18 protein-coding genes and 3 pseudogenes are annotated in these 19,238 nt (G+C 57.6%); 11 read left to right on the plus strand and 10 right to left on the minus strand.

The annotated features are described in order from the left end of the window. Positions 1–203: 203 nt before the first annotated feature. Complete coding sequence (locus ACSQ13_RS06755; protein ID WP_435988230.1) at positions 204–794, minus strand: rhodanese-like domain-containing protein; 591 nt, start codon at positions 792–794, stop codon at positions 204–206. Between the two features lie 471 nt (positions 795–1,265). On the opposite strand from ACSQ13_RS06755, the gene ACSQ13_RS06760 reads away from it, so the two are divergent. Next, on the plus strand, positions 1,266–1,856 hold the full coding sequence (locus ACSQ13_RS06760) for a hypothetical protein (RefSeq protein WP_295511702.1): 591 nt from the start codon (positions 1,266–1,268) through the stop codon (positions 1,854–1,856). A gap of 173 nt (positions 1,857–2,029) precedes the next feature. On the opposite strand, the gene ACSQ13_RS06765 is transcribed toward ACSQ13_RS06760, so the two are convergent. Beyond that, on the minus strand, positions 2,030–3,238 hold the full coding sequence (locus ACSQ13_RS06765; protein WP_176249819.1) for an MFS transporter: 1,209 nt from the start codon (positions 3,236–3,238) through the stop codon (positions 2,030–2,032). Positions 3,239–3,432: 194 nt separating this feature from the next. Between ACSQ13_RS06765 and ACSQ13_RS06770 the strand changes: the two genes are divergently transcribed. After that, positions 3,433–3,801, plus strand: a complete 369-nt coding sequence (locus ACSQ13_RS06770; protein ID WP_295511700.1) for a helix-turn-helix domain-containing protein — start codon at positions 3,433–3,435, stop codon at positions 3,799–3,801. 207 nt (positions 3,802–4,008) lie between these two features. Here the strand turns inward: ACSQ13_RS06770 and ACSQ13_RS06775 are convergent, their stop codons facing one another. After that, complete coding sequence (locus ACSQ13_RS06775; protein WP_176249818.1) at positions 4,009–4,452, minus strand: winged helix-turn-helix transcriptional regulator; 444 nt, start codon at positions 4,450–4,452, stop codon at positions 4,009–4,011. Between the two features lie 181 nt (positions 4,453–4,633). Between ACSQ13_RS06775 and ACSQ13_RS06780 the strand changes: the two genes are divergently transcribed. Continuing rightward, entirely contained in the window at positions 4,634–6,052 is a 1,419-nt protein-coding gene (locus tag ACSQ13_RS06780) for an MATE family efflux transporter (protein WP_295511699.1), read from the plus strand. A gap of 274 nt (positions 6,053–6,326) precedes the next feature. Here ACSQ13_RS06780 and ACSQ13_RS06785 read toward each other — a convergent pair whose 3' ends face one another. The 3 genes from ACSQ13_RS06785 to ACSQ13_RS06795 form a co-directional block, all read right to left on the minus strand. Continuing rightward, on the minus strand, positions 6,327–7,211 hold the full coding sequence (locus ACSQ13_RS06785) for a nickel/cobalt transporter (protein WP_295511697.1): 885 nt from the start codon (positions 7,209–7,211) through the stop codon (positions 6,327–6,329). Beyond that, positions 7,196–7,846, minus strand: a complete 651-nt coding sequence (locus ACSQ13_RS06790; protein ID WP_295511694.1) for a DUF1007 family protein — start codon at positions 7,844–7,846, stop codon at positions 7,196–7,198. Before ACSQ13_RS06790 ends, ACSQ13_RS06785 begins: the two co-directional genes overlap by 16 nt. Before the next feature lie 188 nt (positions 7,847–8,034). Then, on the minus strand, positions 8,035–8,985 hold the full coding sequence (locus tag ACSQ13_RS06795) for a LysR family transcriptional regulator (protein ID WP_295511692.1): 951 nt from the start codon (positions 8,983–8,985) through the stop codon (positions 8,035–8,037). Positions 8,986–9,075: 90 nt separating this feature from the next. Between ACSQ13_RS06795 and ACSQ13_RS06800 the strand changes: the two genes are divergently transcribed. The 4 genes from ACSQ13_RS06800 to ACSQ13_RS06815 are packed head-to-tail and all read left to right on the plus strand — an operon-like array spanning position 9,076 to position 13,489. Next, the gene (locus tag ACSQ13_RS06800) at positions 9,076–10,035 is read left to right on the plus strand and encodes a TAXI family TRAP transporter solute-binding subunit (protein ID WP_176249813.1); all 960 of its coding nucleotides are present in this window, start codon (positions 9,076–9,078) and stop codon (positions 10,033–10,035) included. A 1-nt stretch (position 10,036) separates the two neighbouring features. Then, on the plus strand, positions 10,037–11,896 hold the full coding sequence (locus ACSQ13_RS06805; RefSeq protein ID WP_176249812.1) for a TRAP transporter permease: 1,860 nt from the start codon (positions 10,037–10,039) through the stop codon (positions 11,894–11,896). Beyond that, positions 11,893–13,191: an acyclic terpene utilization AtuA family protein gene (locus ACSQ13_RS06810; protein WP_295511690.1), complete on the plus strand. Its 1,299-nt coding sequence runs from the start codon at positions 11,893–11,895 to the stop codon at positions 13,189–13,191. Before ACSQ13_RS06805 ends, ACSQ13_RS06810 begins: the two co-directional genes overlap by 4 nt. Then, positions 13,178–13,489, plus strand: a complete 312-nt coding sequence (locus ACSQ13_RS06815) for an AtuA-related protein (RefSeq protein ID WP_176249810.1) — start codon at positions 13,178–13,180, stop codon at positions 13,487–13,489. The genes ACSQ13_RS06810 and ACSQ13_RS06815 overlap by 14 nt, the downstream gene beginning before the upstream one ends. Before the next feature lie 119 nt (positions 13,490–13,608). On the opposite strand, the gene ACSQ13_RS06820 is transcribed toward ACSQ13_RS06815, so the two are convergent. Next, complete coding sequence (locus ACSQ13_RS06820; protein ID WP_435988231.1) at positions 13,609–13,827, minus strand: hypothetical protein; 219 nt, start codon at positions 13,825–13,827, stop codon at positions 13,609–13,611. Positions 13,828–13,888: 61 nt separating this feature from the next. On the opposite strand from ACSQ13_RS06820, the pseudogene ACSQ13_RS06825 reads away from it, so the two are divergent. The 3 genes and pseudogenes from ACSQ13_RS06825 to ACSQ13_RS06835 form a co-directional block, all read left to right on the plus strand. Then, positions 13,889–14,134: pseudogene (locus ACSQ13_RS06825) on the plus strand (transposase); the annotation flags it as partial. Positions 14,135–14,377: 243 nt separating this feature from the next. After that, a complete protein-coding gene (locus tag ACSQ13_RS06830; RefSeq protein ID WP_435988232.1) occupies positions 14,378–15,745 on the plus strand; it encodes an IS110 family transposase in 1,368 nt (455 codons plus the stop codon). A 25-nt stretch (positions 15,746–15,770) separates the two neighbouring features. Beyond that, positions 15,771–16,655, plus strand: a pseudogene (locus tag ACSQ13_RS06835) (IS3 family transposase); the annotation flags it as partial. On the opposite strand, the gene ACSQ13_RS06840 reads toward ACSQ13_RS06835, so the two are convergent. Together ACSQ13_RS06840 and ACSQ13_RS06845 are read right to left on the minus strand one after the other, a co-directional pair. After that, positions 16,652–17,257 (minus strand): NADP-dependent oxidoreductase, encoded by a 606-nt coding sequence (locus ACSQ13_RS06840; RefSeq protein ID WP_295510320.1) that lies wholly within the window; start codon positions 17,255–17,257, stop codon positions 16,652–16,654. The pseudogene ACSQ13_RS06835 and the gene ACSQ13_RS06840 overlap by 4 nt on opposite strands. Before the next feature lie 41 nt (positions 17,258–17,298). After that, positions 17,299–17,796, minus strand: coding sequence for a lactoylglutathione lyase family protein (locus tag ACSQ13_RS06845; RefSeq protein WP_295510317.1), 498 nt, complete (start codon positions 17,794–17,796; stop codon positions 17,299–17,301). A 104-nt stretch (positions 17,797–17,900) separates the two neighbouring features. On the opposite strand from ACSQ13_RS06845, the pseudogene ACSQ13_RS06850 reads away from it, so the two are divergent. Continuing rightward, positions 17,901–18,791: pseudogene (locus ACSQ13_RS06850) on the plus strand (LysR family transcriptional regulator). 15 nt (positions 18,792–18,806) lie between these two features. Here the strand turns inward: ACSQ13_RS06850 and ACSQ13_RS06855 are convergent. Further along, the gene (locus ACSQ13_RS06855; RefSeq protein ID WP_435988233.1) at positions 18,807–18,959 is read right to left on the minus strand and encodes a hypothetical protein; all 153 of its coding nucleotides are present in this window, start codon (positions 18,957–18,959) and stop codon (positions 18,807–18,809) included. Between the last annotated feature and the right edge of the window lie 279 nt (positions 18,960–19,238).

Here is a 19,238-nt window from a genome sequence, read left to right on the forward strand (position 1 = left end):
CATGGCCTAAAGCCTGATCGATGTGCGAAGATCTGGCTGCTATATCCAGTGAAGATATCAGCGCTGTTCGAAACACACGAGCCTATAGAAAACCTACAGTGCCTCTAATCGTCTACAGCCCCAGATATTCTGCACCACTGACCATCGCCTGCTTTCGAGATGCCGCAGCGATTGCATTCGCAATGGATGGCCGATCTGGCTCGCTATTCGCCACCAATTACGGTCAAGCCAAGCAGACGCCAGGTTTGCATGCCTCCGCGATAATAGAAAATGCGGTTTGCCGGGTAGCCAGCCTTGATCATATTGCGGATCGCCGTGGGCGACTGGCCGCACCAGACCCCGTTGCAAAACAGCGCTACGGGCTTTGCCGCCGCACAGTCCCAGCCGTCAAAATCCGGCTCGCAGCCCAACTGTGCAAGCTCATCCACGACATATGTATAAGGAATGTTTATCGCGCCGGGTATCGTGCCGCCCTCGAACCAATCACGGGTGCGGCTGTCCACCACCACGGTATCGGGGTCCTTGAGCATCTCGATCAGTTCCAGTTCGCCGATCGTGGTGACCCCTTCCGCAGGGCTATGCGGTTGAATGCAAAAATCAGGGCAGGGGCGGGATGTCAGCGCCCATTCACCGCTCAATTGGTTTTCGGTGTCCTGGATCCGGTCGATCTCCACCATCCCGTTCGCCGTCGGCACGGTGACCGAAGGCATGTCCTTGGTGATACCCACTTCATTTCCCGCCATCGCAGCCCCGGCGATGAATGTCAGGGCGATTGTCCATGCGAGATTTTTCATGATTTGGTCCTCCAGATTACATCGGCGGTCTGTGGTTAAGCTTAGCGCCTGTATGGCGCTCCGTCATCAAAATTTACCCGATTTCAAGACGGCCCACCGTCATGACAAAGGTTTTGGTCGTCCTGCGACGGTGAGCCTCCATGACGTGTTCTGGAGGAATTCAGCCTCGTGTGGTGTCGTTTCGGACCGCGACTGGCGTCTCAAAATACTGAAAGCGCGGCGTGCTGCCAAAAGTCTCGCGATGCGAGCCTAAGGTCTGGTCGATCGCAATACAGCACTGGGCGGGAAGCTCTCAATCGTTGCAAATTGCACCAATGCCTGCTAAGCGAAAGTTAATATCTTTGGATGCCTGAAATCCAGATTGGCTAGTGTCGATACCACTTCCAGAATTTGATAAAAATTTAAAATGAAGCAAGATTTATTCATGTTCAGTGCGGCATCCGTCGCTGAGAAGAAAGATTTATTGTCGAAATGTCAGATCTGGATGCGATGGATGGCCTGACGTTTGCAACTGACCGAAATGGCATCATCCGAGACATCGGAGCAACCAACTGGAATGCGTTTGCAGTCCAGAACGGTGCGCCGGAAATCGCAGCAGAAGCGATTTTGGGTAGCAGCCTGTTTGACTTCATTGGCGGTAAACAGGTTCAAGATCAGTTGCGGCGTGTGATGGAGAGAATAGCGCTGGACCCCAACTGGTCTTGGGTGCTGCCTATTCGCTGTGACAGCCCGGACCGAAAGCGCAAGATCCGTCAAGGTCTTAGGCCAATTTTCTCAGATGATGTGTGCACGGGATTTATCTTTCAATCCGTTGAGCAGTATTCTCAGCAGCGGCCTCCAATAGGCCTATTTGATTTCAAGAGACTCCGAGAACTGGCGAAAGATGATAACCACCTACCGACCGCCATGATGTGCAGTTGGTGCCAAAGAGTCCAATCCCCCACGGTCCGCGAGGATCAATGGATGTCGGCTGAAGACTACTACGTTGGGTGCGGAAAGAGCGAAGTGCGCATCAGCCATGCCATCTGCGAAGATTGTTTTGAAGGCATGCTCAAACCTTAATGACGTAAGAAGGCCATCTACGCATAGCTTTTCTTGCGTTTGGGCACCCGCAGTAATGCCTCCCCCCCGGGTATTGCCTCAGTGTCAGGGCAAGCAAAACCTCCGCGCAGAACCCGCAACGCATAGTAACACAGCCGGAACTATCGGCCCTGCGCCACCAAGCTGTGGGGCCATCAAACCGCCTTGGCCTTGGCGTCGTGATGGGCGGCACTAGCTGACACCCGTCCTGATAGCCAATGATAAAGGGGCAGAAGGCCGACGGTGATGGCCAAGAGCACGGCTGCGAAGTGGAACGTCGCAGTAAGGCTTGCCCATTCGGAAACGAGGCCCGCGATCATCGGCCCTGCGGCAATACAAGCGTAATAGACGGTAAAGAAGACCCCCATGCCCACAGCGCGCGCCGCAGGCGGGAGGATCAAGGACGGCAAACTGACCATCGCGCCCACGGCCACCCCCGAAGAAAGTCCGATCGCGATGACGCAAAGGACCGAGGTCTCGATGAAAGCGCCAAGCACGATAAAAAACGCAAAGCTCAGGTTACCGATCGCGATAATCAGCAGTCTGCGCCCGCTGCGGTCCGCCAGATACCCGCCAATCGGGCCCATGATCGCAAGACACCAAAGCACGAGCGATGTCACGGAGCCCGCCTCGGCAAGACCCATGCCCCGGCTGACGAACAATTGCGGGCCAAAGCTGAACACGATGGCCAATGCCGCGTTGTAGATCCCCCAGATCGCACCCGCGGTCAGCACCACCCAAAAAAGGGCACCCTGCACTTTGGCAGACGATGCCACACCGGGGCGCGGGGCATCCTGGGGCGCGCGATAGATCAGCAAAAGGCCAAAGAAGGCCACGATGATCAGCCCCATGATGACACCCATAGCCAGCGTCAATCCCCCGGCCAGCGCAACAATCGGCAGGCCGATCAAGGCAACCGCGATCCCGACCGGCCATGAATTCACGAAAACGGCCATGGCGAAACTAATCTCGCGCCCCGCGAACCAGTCGGCGACCATCTTGGTCAGAAGCACGTTCAGAATGACGCCACCAACGCCCGAGACAAGGCGTCCGTAAAGCTGCATGGACCAACCGCCTGACAGGGACATCATGGCCCCACCGATCAGCATGAGGGCGAGCCCCGCGAGAACGACCTGCTTCTCACCGAAATGCCGGCCCAGTGCCCCGCCGGGGGCCGCGATGAAGATACCGGGGGCGAAATACAGACCAATCAGGACGCCGACATCGGCGAGGCTGACGGCAAAGGCATCTTCAATGACCGGGGACAATGCCGCGACCATCTGAAACTGGATCGCCATCGTCATGCGCACCAGAAACAAGAGAGCCAATATACGCCACCGTTGCGGGAAAGTTTGCTGCGGCATGTGAAGTTGCTCCGATTGGGGTTTCTGACGACGAGGTTCCAATACAATATACTTGTTCACGGGCCGTAGGTAACGGCCTAACGCATCATTGTTCCTGCACCATTTGCTGGACGGTGCCTCATGCAAATGCTGTATTGGCAAGAAAAAGAGCTTCAAGCAGGATGGTCCAGGCAAGCGATTTTCGAGGCCAGACAATGGACAAGGAACGATTGAGCGCACGGGAAACCGAAATCGCGCGCGCCTATGCAAACGGCGGCACCTACCACCGGATTGCGGAGCAGCTAGGCATAGCGCCCTCCACCGTGCGGACCCATCTTTCGTCAATATATCGGAAGCTGGAAATCTCGTCGAAGTTGGAACTTTTCAAGGTACTCGAAGGCGATGCCATCGGACCAAGAGACGAAACCGATCAAGCCGCAATCATCTCGGAGCTTGCGCTGAGCCTCGAAGAGTCCCTCAGTCGCGAACAGGCGCTCGGCGAGGTTCTTGGTATCATCAGCCGGTCGGAGGGCCGGATCGACGACGTGATCAAAGCGCCATCGCCATCGAAAATGCCAGAATGATAAGTGCGCTGCGCTCTACCATAGCACGTTAAGCACAATTTGCGCTTTGCCAGATCCAATCGATCTTCAATGATGCCCATTGGTATCTGGCAGGGTGTTCCGCAGCGCGGCAATCTTTACCGGTATGCTGTGCCTCGGTGTCAAAGCCCACTTTGCAAAGGCTGCATCGCGGCACCCCGATCGCCATGGGCGGAAGCCTTGGGCCGCCTATTCCGGTCTCAGAGCCATCACGGTCCGGTGGGTAATTTCCTCGCCGGTATTCGCATCCGTGAGCACGGGCGCGATGGGGGTCCCGGTCTTGCGAGAGACTAAAGTGACGGAGGATTCCACGGGCGGGGGCACGTGTTCGTTGGCCCATTCGATCACGGACACCAGAACAGGGTAGAGCGCCTTGCCGCGCTCGGTCAGCCGGTATTCGTGGCGAACCGGACGCTCTTGATAGGGCTCGCGGCGAAGCACGCCAGCCGCCTCCAGCTTGCGCAGACGGTCAGCCAGAACGTGGCGTGTGATGCCCAGCCGCTCTTGTATCTGTTCGAACCTGCGGATGCCCAGAAAGCAATCGCGCAGCACAAGCATGGTCCAGCGGTCGCCGATCACGGACAGGCCGCGGGCGACGGGACAGGCTTCGTTCTGAAGGTCGTTCCATTTCATCTTAACATTATAGCAGCAATTGACAGGTTCCGAAAAGGAACTTATGCCTAGTGCGTTCCGAAAAAGAACGGACTAGGCAAGTTTCACTTAGCGGAGGGGCAGGGATGAATGCGACTAGGATTGCCGCGATTGGGCTAAGGGTCTGCAATTCCCCCAACAACCTTGGCCGCGGGGTAATCTGATGGCTGTCTCGAGCCCCGTCTCCGACGCACATCCGCCCGCCGATGCGGCAGGGCGTGCGCGGGCGTCCCGCACCCGCCTGCTGCTCGAAGCTCCCGTCGCACCGACACTCGCGAGGCTGGCTGCGCCAAACGTGATCGCGATGTTCGTGCAGGCCGCGCAAGGCATCGCCGAGGCCTATTTCGCCAGCCTGATCGGTGTCACGGCCCTCGCAGGGCTGGCATTGGTGTTTCCACTGGTGATGCTGACACAGATGCTATCGGCAGGTGCGATTGGCGGGGCGATCTCAGCTTCAGTCGCTCGGGCGCTCGGGGCCAGGGACATCGCGCGGGCGGCCACGCTGGCCGTGGCCGCCTGGATCATCGCAGGCGGGCTCGCCCTCGTGATGGCGGTGTTGGTCACACTGTTCGGGGCGCGCTTTTTCGGCCTGCTCGGGGGCGGGTCCGAGGCCGTCGCGGCCGCCACGACATATGCGTTGGTTTTCTTCCCCGGATGCGCTGCGATCTGGCTCTGCAATGCCTCGCTCAGCGTGATCCGCGGCACGGGCGACATGCGGGTACCCGCACTTGTCTTGCTCAGTGTCTCACTGATGTCGATCCCCTTGTCGGGTGGATTTGCCTTTGGGTGTGGCCCGTTGCCTGCGCTCGGCATGGCCGGGCTGGCGCTTGGCCCGATCTCGGCCTTCGCGCTCGGCGGCAGTGCCGCAATAGGCTATATCGCCTTCGGCCGAGCCGGCCTGGTCTTCAAAGGGGCGATCGGACGCCTTAACGCTGGCATGTTTCGCGACATCCTGAAGGTGGGGGCGCTTGCGTCGATCATTACCGTGCTGACGACCACGACGATCATCATGATGACGGGTCTGGTTGGGCGCTTCGGGGAAGGGGCGCTGGCTGGCTACGGCCTTGGCGCACGGCTGGAGTTCATGATGATCCCGGTGATTTTCGGCATCGGTGCGGCGATGACGGCGATGGTTGGCGCGAACATTGGTGCAGGTCGGACCGACCGCGCTCTGCAAGTGGCCTGGACCGGTTCCTGCGCGGCGGCCGGGATTGTCGGCGGGATCGGTTTGTTGTTGGCTGTCTTTCCGGACCTCTGGCTTGGCTTGTTCTTGGAGCCCTCGAACGCCGCCGCGCTTGACGCCGGGCGCAGCTATTTCCGTTTTGTAGGCCCCTTTTACGGTTTATTCGGGCTGGGCCTCGGGCTCTATTTCGCCTCCCAGGGGGCCGGTCGGATGGTATGGCCGGTGATCAGCAGCCTCGGCCGCATGGCTGTTGCGCTTGTCGGTGGGCTGATCCTCACGACATACACGGAAATGGGTGTGAACGGCGTCTTCGCGGCCATCGGTGCTGCCATGCTGGTTTACGGCGGGATCATTGCCCTTGCTGTCCGGTTCGGTGGTTGGAGCAAGGCAAGGCCATGACGGCAATTTCATCTTGCGGATTTCACTTGGGGGCAGAGGTTCGTCCCCAGGGGCATGATGGTCGGAGAGGGGAAGAACTGGCTGCGATCCGTTCGTCGCGGAGGTTCTAGAGGTGAGACCAACGCAGGTCATGAGCAAGGTGCGCAGCAGAACTAAAAAACAGGGTGATCAGGTGATCCATGAGTTTGTTGCCAAACCGATGATCAAAGTCTTTGGCAAAACCGAGACGGTTCAACATTGACGAAACGGTTTGGCCAGAGTGGAACAGCGCGTGTCAAAGCGCCCTCAGCAGCAATCCAGCCGCAAGCAGAGCCACAAAGCTGCCGGTGGCGATTTCGATCACTGCGGCCAGTCCCGCCGCCCGTGGAGAGTTGGCAAACCCGGCCAATACGCCATTGCGCAGCACGCCCGCGCCCATGCCAACGGCAATCGTGATGACCGCCGTGCCAAACGCCATTGCAAAGGCACCGGCGATACCGATTTCGGCAATCCCCATCTGCCACGTGATGATCAAGACGAACAATGCGCCGGTGCAAGGACGCACCGCGATGCTTGAGATCAGAACAAGCGCCTCACGCAGGGTCACGGCCTGTTCGACTTCGGCAATGGTCGGCCCGTGCGCATGGCCGCAGCTTGGGCAGATATCGTCGTTATGATGGTGATGGGCTGCGGGCCTGAAATATCGCACGCCGCGCCACACCAACCACAGGCCGATCAACCCGATCGCGGCATAGCTGGCCGGGGCCATGATGGCCTCGGTCATGCCGACCATCGCCTCGCGACCCAGTTTAAGCAAAGTCACACCGGCATAGACCAGCGCCACCGCCGTAACGGCCTGCCCCAACGAGGAGGCCAGCGCAATCACCGCCAGCCGCAGCATCGGCACACTCTTTGCCATACCATAGCCGCCGATCAGCACCTTGCCATGTCCAGGGCCTGCGGCATGCACCACGCCATAGGCAAAACACGCAGACAGCAACGCGGCAATCGCCCCGGGCTGACCGCCACGCGCGGCACGCAATGCGGTGGCAATAGTGTTCTGAAACTCGCGCTGCTGGCTTGCGGCCCAATAGGCAACGCGGTCAAAGCCGCCGGTCCACCACAGGGCCAACAGCGCGATGATCACGGTCAGTGCCGCCAGCGTCAGAGCGCGGCGCATGTGATGCTCACAGTCGTTGCCATTTGCGCGCCGATTTCGGGCAGTCCGGCATCCGACGGATTCATATCGGGGTCCAGCATAGAAAGTTCTTGTTGCAGCGCGACCACCCCGGCGTTCACATCCGGTGCTGTCTGCGTGATATCGCAGGTGCTTTCACCAATCAGGGTGACGGGTCGGGTCACTTCGTAGGCGGTGTAATAGGTCGGATCGTAGGCCTTGATGATCGCTGTTTCACCTGCTGGAATGGGTGCTTCAAGCGTCCGCAAATGCGTTGTGATGATGCGGCCAGCCTCAAATTTCGTCGCCACTTCCGTCGGCCCCGAAAGCGGAACACCCTTATCGCCAGCGGCGATCACAAGGTCGCCATTGAACCCTTCGATCCACTGCATGTCGAACCCATTCAGTTTGCCGATTTCGTCTGCGGTCAGTATCCCGTCGCCATCCGGGTCCAGCGACATGTCTTCAGTGATCAAAAGCGAATAAAGCTCGTCATATTCCCAAGTTGTTCTCACGTGGGTCAACTGCCCTGAATCGTCAACGATCAGTTCAAACCCTGTATCAATGAAGACATGAGGATGGGCTGCCAGGGAAGTGGCAAGGGCACTACAAAGCAAGGGAGCAAGAAATCTGAGCATGATTTTTGATTATCTCTGCTCGAAGTTTAATGCAACTGGCCGTGGTTTGCTTAAGCAATTGTCGGCCAAGAGGAAAACGGGCCCGCGGTTCCTTTTTGGCTTTGTGACGCCACGAACAACAAACGGCCCTAAGATATGGCGAGCGATAACAGCAAGAGAGCAAGGAGCCATCCAGTGTCGCGAAAGTGTCAGTGATTGCCAGATCGTCTTGCCCGAATGCCGACGGGCGAGTGTTTGGATTTGACGGGCGTTTCCGACAGAACCTCCAGAAAAGCACTGGCTGCGGGAGAGAGAGATCGACCGGTTTGACGCACCAGACCGATGCGCCGTCTGGCACCGAATCCGATGATGGATCGCTGGACAAGGCGTTCAGTCGGCAACACCGGCAGTGTCAGTTCCGGCAAGGCCGTAATGCCCAGTCCCTCGGCCACCAAGGCACCTGCGGTCGCCAGATGCGCGACCTCAAAGCGGGGGGAAAGCGGGCGGTTCAACCGCAGGCATGCGCCGTCCAGCAATTCACGCACGGACGTGCCTTGGGCCATTGCGATGAACGGCATCTCGACCAGCTCTGACCAATCATAGGCCCGATCTTCCTCAAGCGGCCCGTCGGGTGCCCCGATTGCGACAAATGCATCATCCATCACCGGTTGAAACGCCAGACGTGACCGCGTTGAAAGAGTCCCCGCAGTAAATCCGATTTCCGCACGCCCCGTTTCAATCACCTCGATCACGCTTTCTGATAGCGCGTCGATGATTTTCAGGTCGATGTCCGGGTACTTGGATGTAAAACGACGAAGGATCTGGGGCAAAAACGCCGCCGTGACAGACGGTAGCCCCGCAATGGTTAGCTGTCCGTGGCGCGCAGAGAGATGAGCGTCGAACTCTGCATGGGCATCCTGGGCGGTGTTAACCATACGCGCCGCGATCCGGGCAAGCACAGTGCCGCTTGCTGTCAGTTTGACGTTGCGCGTGTCCCGGTCAAAAAGCCGCGTTCCAAGCTGATCTTCGAGCGCGGAAATCTGGCGGGAAAGCGCAGAGGGGGATATGCGCAAAGCCTCGGCGGCGGCGCGGAATGATCCGGCTTCTTGCAGTGTCAGTACCGCGGTGTAATCAGACAGGGACATATTGTTGCGATTCATGCATCAATTATCCCAAAATCAACTATTTTCGCAACAGGTAATCCATTGCATCATCACCCGGCCCCGATAGGGCATCCAAGGGAGGAAATCATGAAACATACATTCGCCGCGCTTTTGGGCGCAACTTTGCTTGCATCGCCACTGGCTGCGCAGGAAACCGACCTACTGATAGGGTCGACCTCGGCATCGTCCAGCCATTACGGCTATTTCGTTGCCGTAGGACAATTGATCAACGAAAACACCGAAGGGCTCAAAGCCTCTGTGGTCGAGACAGGCGCGACGTTGGACAACATCCGCCGCATGAGCCGCGGACAGATCGACCTTGGTCTGGTGACAACAAATGCCGTCCAGCACGCCGTGTCGGGGACCAACGCGTTTGAGGGCGATGCGCAGGATCTGCGTCTGCTGTGGGTGTATACCAACGCGCCACAAAACGTCGTTGTTCGCGCTGATGCTGATGTGGACAGTCTTGAGGGGCTGGCGGGAAAACGATTCAATCCTGGCATCAAGGGCGGTTCTACCGAAGCCACGACCGAAGCCGTGTTCAAAACTCTTGGCCTGAGCGCCGATTACGTGCGCGGGTCGACAACCGATATCGTGGGCGCAATCAAGGACAATCGCCTTGTGGGCTATGTCAAATCCGGCTCGGGCATCAAGCTTGACGGGTCCACGATGGATATCGCGGTTTCGACAGATATTTCGGTTCTCGGGCTAAGCCCCGAACAGGCCGAAACCCTGCGCACAGACATGCCAGACATTTCCGTCGTGGAAATTCCAGCAGGTGCTGCTGATGGTATCCCCGCTTACAGCACCTGGGCCTTTGGGGTTGGTGTTGCGGCACCGGCATCCATGGACGATGAAACGGCTTACCAAATCGTTTCTGCCATCATGGCTGACGAAACGGCACAGGCCAATGCGATGGCCTCGCTCAAGGGTGTCAACTTGGCGCAGATGACTTTGGACTATGGCACCGTACCACTGCATCCCGGAGCCGCGCGCTGGTTCGAGGAACAGGGCATGGAAATCCCGGCCAAGCTGAAGGCCGAGTAAGATGACCCTTGCGAATATCCAAAAAGCGCTTGCCATATTGGTAGGAGCCTTCGTTTTCTACACAGCGGCAAGCGGCCCTTTCGAAGGGCTGATCCAGCGCGCGGTTTTCCTTGCGCTTGTATCCACTTTGGGTTTCGCACTCTACCCGTTGGGCGCCGGCACCCGCTGGCGTCCGATGGGTGTCGCAATTGATCTTGCGCTTTGCGCCCTTGTCCTGATCGCTTGCGGCTACGTTGTCTGGAACTACGACGAAATAATGACATCCCTGCCGTGGGCCACAACCTTGGACAAAGCGCTGACCGTAGGGCTTGTACTGGCGGTTCTGGAGCTTGGGCGGCGCACCGTCGGGTTGATCTTTCCGGTCCTTGTTATGGTGGGGCTTGGTTATGCCCTATTCGGAAACCTGCTGCCCGGAGCCTTGCGCCATCGCGGTTTCGACACGGCCTTTGTGACCGAAACGATCTTTCTGGGGGATCTCGGGATTTGGGGCATGCTAACGGGCGTCGCAGCCACGGTCATCGCGGCTTTTGTCTTGTTTGGCGCGCTGTTGCTGCACACTGGCGGTGGGCAGGCGTTCATGGACCTTGCGATGCGCCTTGGCGGTCGCCAGCCTGGTGGCGCGGCCAAAATCGCAACGATTGCGAGTGGATTGTTCGGGATGATCTCTGGCTCCGCTGTGGCAAACGTTGCGACGACGGGTAACTTTACCATCCCGATGATGATCCGGCTGGGTTATCCGCGCCCCTTCGCCGCAGCGGTTGAGGCCGTGGCATCGACAGGGGGCCAAATTGCGCCGCCAATCATGGGGGCTGCCGCCTTCGTCATGGCCGAAATTCTGGGCCTGCCATATACCACGATTATCCTCGGGGCGATCATTCCTGCGATCCTGTTCTATGCCTCTGTCTTCGTTACCGTTCATTTTGTCGCTCTGCGCCGCGGTCTTGCGGTTGTCCCAGAGGACGAGCTGCCTGCATGGGCAACAATCGTGTCACCGCGTCGCGTCGCACCGATCCTTTGTGCGCTTGGCGGGCTGGGCATCGGCATCTGGCTTGGCCGCTCTATTGCTACGGCTGCATTTTACGGCGTCATCGGTCTGCTGATCGCATTTGTTGTGACCGAAGCCGGCAGACTATCCCCGCGTGAGATGATCGCAAAGGTCATCAACGGATTGGAAGATGCGGGAAAAGGCATGGTCATCATCGGCGTGCTGTTGGCGGGCGCGCAGGTGCTGGTGTCGATGATCAATCTGACGGGCATCGGCGTCACGTTGTCCTCCCTGATTGTGTCGATGGCCGGTGACAGCGTGCCAATGGTTGCGGTCATCGTGGGCTTTGTCTGCCTGATCATGGGGATGGGTCTGCCGACGACCGCCGCCTATGTTCTGGTTGCCGCCGTGCTGGCACCCGCAATGACAGCTGTGGGGGTTGACCCCTTGGCCGCCCATCTTTTCGTGTTCTATTTTGCCACCATCTCTGTGATCACGCCGCCCGTCTGCGTGGCGGTCTTTGTGGGGGCCGGCATAGCAAACACGAACTGGCTGCCTGCCGCCGGGCAAGCCGTTCGTCTTGGTGCCGTGACCTATCTCGTGCCCTTCTTGCTGCTGCTTTTTCCGGGCATGTTGCTGCAAGGGGGCCCGGTGGCGATCGCCGAAGCGATCTTGGCAGGGGCGGTGCTTGTGATTGCGGTGCCGACATTGCTGACAGGGTCGCCGCTTGTCGGTAACCGGCTGATTGACACGGCTTTGCTGATTGCGGTGATCCTTCTTGCGATCTGGCCCCACCCAATCACGCCAATCATTGCATTCGCTGTGTATTTCGGCGCGCGCAAGCTGGGCCAACGGTCCAAGGAGGTCTTGGCATGAAACCGTTCAGAATTGGCTGTGGCGCGGGATTTCAAGGGGACCGGATCGAACCGGCTACCGACCTTGCCAATCGCGGGGCGCTGGATGTTCTGGTCTTCGAATGTCTGGCAGAACGCACCATCGCATTGGCGCAAAAGGCACGGCTTGACGATCCCAACGGGGGGTATGATCCCCTGCTTGAACGCCGCCTTCGCGCGACCCTACCGGGCTGTGCAAAACACGGCACAAAGATTATCACGAACATGGGGGCAGCCAACCCGCGTGCAGCAGCGAAAAAAGCGCGCGCCATCGTGGCTGACCTTGGCTTGTCGTTGAAAGTCGCGACGGTGACGGGGGACGATGTCTCTGACCGGATCGCGGATTTCATTCTTGACGAAACCCATCAGCCCGCCTCGGCCCTAGGGCAACGCATGGTTTCGGCAAACGCCTATATCGGCATTTCCGGCGTCGTCGAAGCGCTTTCGCAGGGTGCTGACATCGTCATATGCGGCCGTGCGTCTGATCCTGCGCTGTTTCTGGCGCCGTTGGTGCATCACTTTGGCTGGGCCATGGACGACTACGAAAAGCTCGGCCGCGGTACATTGATCGGACACCTCCTTGAGTGTTCAGCGCAAATTACAGGCGGGTATTTTGCCGATCCGGGCGTCAAGGATGTGCCTGACATCGCCAATATCGGCTTTCCCTTTGCCGAGGTGACGGCAGACGGTAATGCCGTTGTGACCAAGCTTGAGAACACCGGCGGAACTGTCACACCGGCCACGTGTACCGAACAGCTACTTTACGAAATCCATGATCCCGCACGCTACCTGCAGCCGGACGTTGTGGCCGATTTCTCAAAGGTCACCTTCGAAGCCATTGGCACGAACCGGGTGGCTGTCCGCGGTGCAGCCGGACATCCTCCGACCGGACAGCTCAAGGTTTCGGTGGCTTACCGGGATGGCTGGCAGGGAGAGGGGCAAATATCCTACATGGGTATCAACGCCCGCGCCCGTGCCGAACTGGCCAGATCAATTCTGGACCAACGGCTTGATGCTCCTGATATCCAAGAGCGGCTGGGTCATCTGATCGGAAGCGACGATCATACACGTCTGCGCTACACCGCACGCTGCACCAGCGCCGCCACAGCCCGTCTGATCGGCGAAGAAGTGGAATCGCTTTACCTATGCGGCCCCGCAGCAGGGGGTGGCGTTTCAAAATCAGTGCGGGAAATCATTGCCATTGCCTCGACATTGATGCCTTCAGATAGCGTCTTGTTGCGCTCTGACCTTTTGGGAGTGAACGATGAAGCTGCATGATCTGGCGCACGGCCGAACCGGAGATAAAGGCGATACTTCGAACATATCCATTATCGCTTACCGCGCAGAGGATTTTGATCGTCTGCTTGCCGATGTCACAGCCGACCGTGTCGCCGCGCACCTGAACCAACCAGCCAGTGCCGTGACGCGCTATGTACTGCCTCAGCTTTGTGCGATGAACTTTGTCCTTGCAGGGGCGCTCAAAGGCGGGGTGACAAGATCCTTGGCACTGGACGCCCATGGCAAATGTCTTTCCTCAATCCTGCTTGAAATGCCGCTGACGCCCGATCATTCGTAAGCGGCCGGCACTGAAATATTGCCCAACTGCCGATCCAGTCTGTCAACCCACCTTGCGGACACATCAATGATGAACAGGTCAGTTTTCAAAACTTACGACAGCCTCAATCGCGTGGCAGGCTAATCCGTTAGATTGAGGTTTCGTGCGGCTTGGCCAATGGCTTCCAATGCATCCAACGACGGGCTTGCTGCACATACACGGGTTATTTCAGCAAAGAACTCTGAATCCGGCCCTGAAGTGGAAAGCGAATAAGGCTTGGATAGATCGAACCCCATTAGGTCCTTATCCTGAATGAATTTTTCCATCATAATTCCATATACCCATCTGAGATGCCCCATGAGATGCCCCTAGATTTGTAGACGCTTTGCTTGGTAATTTTGGAACCAAGGAGAGACGGAAATGAACAAGGGAATACGTTTTACGGACGAGTTCAAACAGGACGCTGTGGCGCAGGTTGTTGAGCGTGGTTATGCGGTCAGCGAAGTAGCTGAGCGGCTAGGGATCAGCACTAAGTCGTTGTACACGTGGAAGGCTCAGTTTTCGAAGTCGCCACGTGTCAGATCTGAGGTTGCCGATCAAGCTGCTGAGATCAGACGTTTGAAGCGGGAACTGGCGCGGGTGACTGAGGAACGTACCATTCTAAAAAACCGTTCCGGGTTGGGGCCCGCTTGTGCGCGGTAGAAACAGCCTGTGCTACAGTCGCGCCATGAAGGGGAGCGGCCGTTCGCTTATTGGTGGTCCGTCTGAGGGCGGAACCCCGTTAAAAAACGTGGTCCATGGGTTGATGCGAACTTGAGAGTGGTGACGCTGCTTTGGCAGTGTTCCCGGTTAGGAAGATGACGGATTTGCATAGCCCACGCCCTTCTGTTGCCAACAGGAGGATAGACAATGGCAAAGCAAAAGACCCGCAAGATTCCTACGATTGAGACTGTGAACATTGGCGCTGCCGCCGTTGATATTGGTTCACGCGAACACATGGCGGCTGTAAACCCAGAGGTGGCAGACTCACCGGTGCGCGCGTTTGGGACCTTCACTCATGATCTGCATGATCTCGCTGACTGGTTCAAATCGCACGGTGTGACCAGCGTCGCGATGGAATCCACGGGCGTTTACTGGATCCCAGCTTACGAGATATTAGAGCAGCACGGCTTCGAGGTCATTTTGGTTAACGCGCGCTACGCCAAGAACGTGCCGGGTCGCAAAACCGATGTAAGCGATGCCAGTTGGTTGCGGCAGCTGCATTCCTACGGTTTGCTACGTGGCAGTTTCCGCCCATCCGCTGAGATTGCCACACTGCGGGCGTACCTGCGCCAACGGGAGAGGCTGGTAGAGTATGCGGCGGCCCATATCCAACACATGCAGAAGGCACTGATGGAGATGAACCTGCAGCTGCATCATGTTGTATCTGACATCACGGGTATTACGGGGATGAAGATCATCCGTGCGATTGTCGCAGGCGAACGGGATTTGGACGTGTTAGCCGGGTATCGCGACGTGCGTTGCAAGGCTTCAACGCAGACAATCAAAGCCGCGCTCAATGGGAATAATCGCCCCGAACACATCTTCGGGCTGACCCAGTCGCTCGAACTCTATGACTTCTATCAGGCCAAGATGCTGGAATGTGATCGCCATCTTGAGGCGACGCTTGTGGCATTGGGCGCAGATACCGAACATGATCCCAGTCAACTGCCACGCCCGCGCACAAAGACCAAGCAAGTCAGTACGCCTTCGTTTGATGTACGGGCCGCGCTGTTCGGCGTCCTGGGTGTTGATCTGACTGAGATCCATGGAATGGGGCCGTCTCTGTCACTCAAATTGGTTGGCGAATGTGGCACTGACCTGCGCGCATGGCCAAGCGCCAAACACTTCACCTCGTGGCTCTGCTTGGCTCCGGGTGACAAGATATCTGGCGGTCAGGTGCTGTCATCACGGACAAGGCGATCTTCCAGTCGGGCTGCGGCCTTGTTGCGTTTGGCTGCGGTCACAATTGGGCGCAGCGATACCGCTCTGGGGGCTTTCTACCGGAGATTGGCGGCACGCGCAGGTAAAGCCAAAGCAGTCACGGCCACCGCGCGCAAGATTGCCGTTCTGTTCTACAACACCCTCCGACACGGCATGACATACAAAGACCCCGGTGCGTCCCATTATGAGGAACGATACCGCAATCGCGTACTCGGTAATCTCAGGCGCCGCGCAAAGTCTTTCGGGTATGATTTGCAAGAATTGCCACTGGAGGCCGACATGGCTGTTTCTTAGGAAGGCGACCGCGTACTTCGCGAGAGTCTCAGTGAGGTACGCGTTTATTGAGGCTCACCGCGCAGAGTTTTCGGTACGGTCGATGTGCCGAATGCTGTGCGTTCATTTCAGCGGGTTCTATGCATGGCTTAAAGAACCGTTAAGCCAGCGTGCGCTTGAAGATGCACGCCAGACAGAGCTGATCCATCAGGCGTGGACGGACAGTGGCAAGGTCTATGGATATCGAAAGCTGACAGATGACCTGCGCGATGCTGGTGAAACCTGCTCGGAGAACCGTGTGGCACGTTTGACCGGTCTTGCGGGTATCACGGCGCAAATCGGCTACAAACGCCGCCCTGGTCGATATGGTGGCAAGCCTGCTGTGGTCGCTGACAATACGCTGGATCGACAATTCGAGATTGATGCGCCCGATACGGTTTGGGTGACCGACATAACTTACATCAGAACGCACGAAGGTTGGTCTTATCTGGCCGTCGTGATTGATCTGTTCTCAAGGCGGGTCGTCGGATGGTCAATGCAATCCCGCATGACAACGGACCTTGCGTTGCAGGCTTTGTTGGCTGCCGTTTGGCGGCGCAAACCAAAGCAAAAGGTCATGATCCACTCCGACCAAGGTTCCCAATTTACCGGCGGAGAGTGGCAATCATTCCTGAGAAAACACAACTTGGTCGCCAGCATGAGCCGTCGCGGGAATTGCCATGATAATGCTGTCGCGGAAAGCTTCTTTCAGTTGTTGAAACGAGAACGGGTCAGGCGGCGGACATACACCACACGCGACGCTGCAAGGCGGGACGTGTTCGAATACATCGAGATGTTCTACAATCCGACACGCAAGCACACCAACAACGGCATGCTGTCGCCAGTTCACTATGAAATCAAACAAAGGAAAATGAACAAAGCAGGTGTCTAGGAAACTAGGGGCACCTCAGTCTTGTAGTCAATCACGACATCTGCCCCAAGATTGCGGACCAGGTCCGCATTTCGAACACTGCACGTGGTGGCGACGTGGGCTCCGAAGTGTTTCGCGATCTGGATCGCAAGGGTACCGACACCGCCCGATCCGGCATGAATCAACACCTTGTCTCCCGATTTCAAATTCGCCTTCGAAATCAGCGCCTGCCACGCCGTCAGGCCCGCAAGAGGAACCGATGCTGCCTCCTGATGGCTGATGTTTTCGGGTTTCAAAGCCATTTCGGTCGCTTTGAGACGCGCAGTCTGCGCAATCGCGCCCGCGTCCTGCTGGTTGGCGCGTGCGAAAACCGCGTCGCCGACTTTGAAGCCTGTGACCGCCTTGCCGACCTCGGTGATCTCGCCTGAGACGTCAAACCCCATGATATGCGGGAACTCCAACGGTATCATTTCCTTCATCGCACCGGATTGCAGGATGTAATCGATGGGGTTCACGCTGGCCGCATGGACTGCGATCAATACGGAATCATCTTTCAATTCGGGCGGGTCGATGTCGGCGATTTCGATCTCGCTGTCGTAGTCGCGAATGATGGCTGCTTTCATAGTGTAGGCTCCTTTGTTGAGTGGATCATGCGATGTCCGTCTTACGAATAGGCACCTGCCGAATAGGTCAGCCCGTAGCTGTGGCTATAGATTTCGAAGATGACGCCGAATGGGTCCTCGACATAAACCATGCGGAACGGCTTTTCGTCGGGGAAATATTCGCGGACAGGCATGCGCTGCTTGCCACCGGCTGCGATGATCTTTTCCAGAAGGTCCTCGAGGTTCGGGTCCTGTACCGCGAAGTGGAATGTCCCGTGTCGGCGATATGCGAAATTGTCGTCTGGCTCTTCGTTACCCTTGAACTCGAACAGCTCAAAGCCGATGCCATCGGCGGTCGACAGATGCGCGATCCGCAGGCGGTCCCAACCAGGGCCAAAGACGTCGCTACACATCACGCCGATGGCGCTGTCGTCCTCGGTTACCTCACTGGGCTGCATGATCACGTAAAAGCCCATGACCTCGGAGTAGAATTTGACAGCGGCATCCAGGTCGGGAACGGAGATACCGATATGAGAGAATGTGCGTGGTGTCGGGGTCATTAGGATTATCCTTTGCTTGCTGAGTTGCAGAAGAGATAGACAAGGCCGCTCCCAATGTTAAATTATAATATCTGATGTTTATAATAATTTAGTGAAATCAAAAAATGCTCAACGCGACATGGCTCGAAACATATGTCACCCTGACCGAGACCGGGCATTTTACCCGCGCGGCGGAGAAGTTGAACATGACCCAGCCGGGCGTGTCACAGCATTTACGCAAGCTTGAGGAACAGGTGGGTCAGAGCCTGATCGCGCAAGAGGGCAAAAGCTTTACCCTGACGCCAGCAGGCGAGGCGGTGCGCGACCTTGGACTGTCGCGGCGGACCGAGGAGCGGCACCTCCGCGATACCATTATGGCCGATGATCCCAATGTGGGCGAGGTGAAGATTGCATGTTCGGGCAGTTTCGCCTAGCTGCTCTACCCACGGCTTCTGGCGCTCATGAGGGACGCGCCGCAGCTCCTGATACATTTGGAAGCCGCCCCGCAAGACACTGTTGTTTCAGGCGTTTTGGGTGGGCGCTTTGATCTGGGGGTGGTGGGGCAGGACACCGGTCATCCGCGTCTCAACGCCCAGTCTATTGGACGGGAAGAGCTGTGCTTGATCCTGCCCGCTGATGCCGCTGATGAGACGGTCACATTTGAGTCCCTCGAAGATCGTGGCTTCGTCGCACATCCTGATGGTTTCGCCTATGCCGACGATCTTTTGTCTTTGAACTTTCCGGAAGCGTTTACCGGGGCAGATCGGATTAGGGTGCGGACTTTTGTAAATCAGATCGGGCAAATCCCGTCGCCAGTGGCCGAGGGCATCGGCTACACTCTGCTGCCACGCAGTGGGATCGAAGCGTTCTTCGGACGCAACCGGCTGAAGGTCGTCTCTCTGCCACACCGCCGATACCACGAACTGTGGTCAGTCACCCGGCGCGGCCCTGAGCCAACCGCGCGGCTTCGTGCGATTATGAGGATCGCCCATGATGTCGCCGGAGAGATCGGATGACCTGGCACGGGACCCTCATTTCCAAGGCATGACGAGGTATTTCTCACCTGTCTTCATTGCGCGATAATCGGTCACGGCTTCCTTGGTCAGCATCTCTGCGAGATCGACCCGTTTCTTGTAGTGGCTGGCAAATGTCGTCGTCAGGTTCTTGAGCACACGCTTGCGCATCCGTCCCACGGTTTCCGTTCCGACCGATTGATTGATTGATTGATTGAATGAAGGGGAACAGGAGCCAGCCTGACAGTGTCCAGCCAAAGCCGTAACTGGGCGACAGGATCGTCGGACCAGTGTCCAGACGCCCGTAGATGAACATGCGCTTTTGCTGGTTGGAACCATAGCGCGAATATTCGGTCATCTTGCCGACCGCGACCTGTTCCATGGCCTTGAAAACACTGTGGAATGCCCCCTCTGGAGTGGTCCACCCACTGGGATATGATTATCCCGTTT

This window comes from Sulfitobacter sp. SH22, assembly GCF_965641905.1.
Lineage (GTDB): Bacteria > Pseudomonadota > Alphaproteobacteria > Rhodobacterales > Rhodobacteraceae > Sulfitobacter.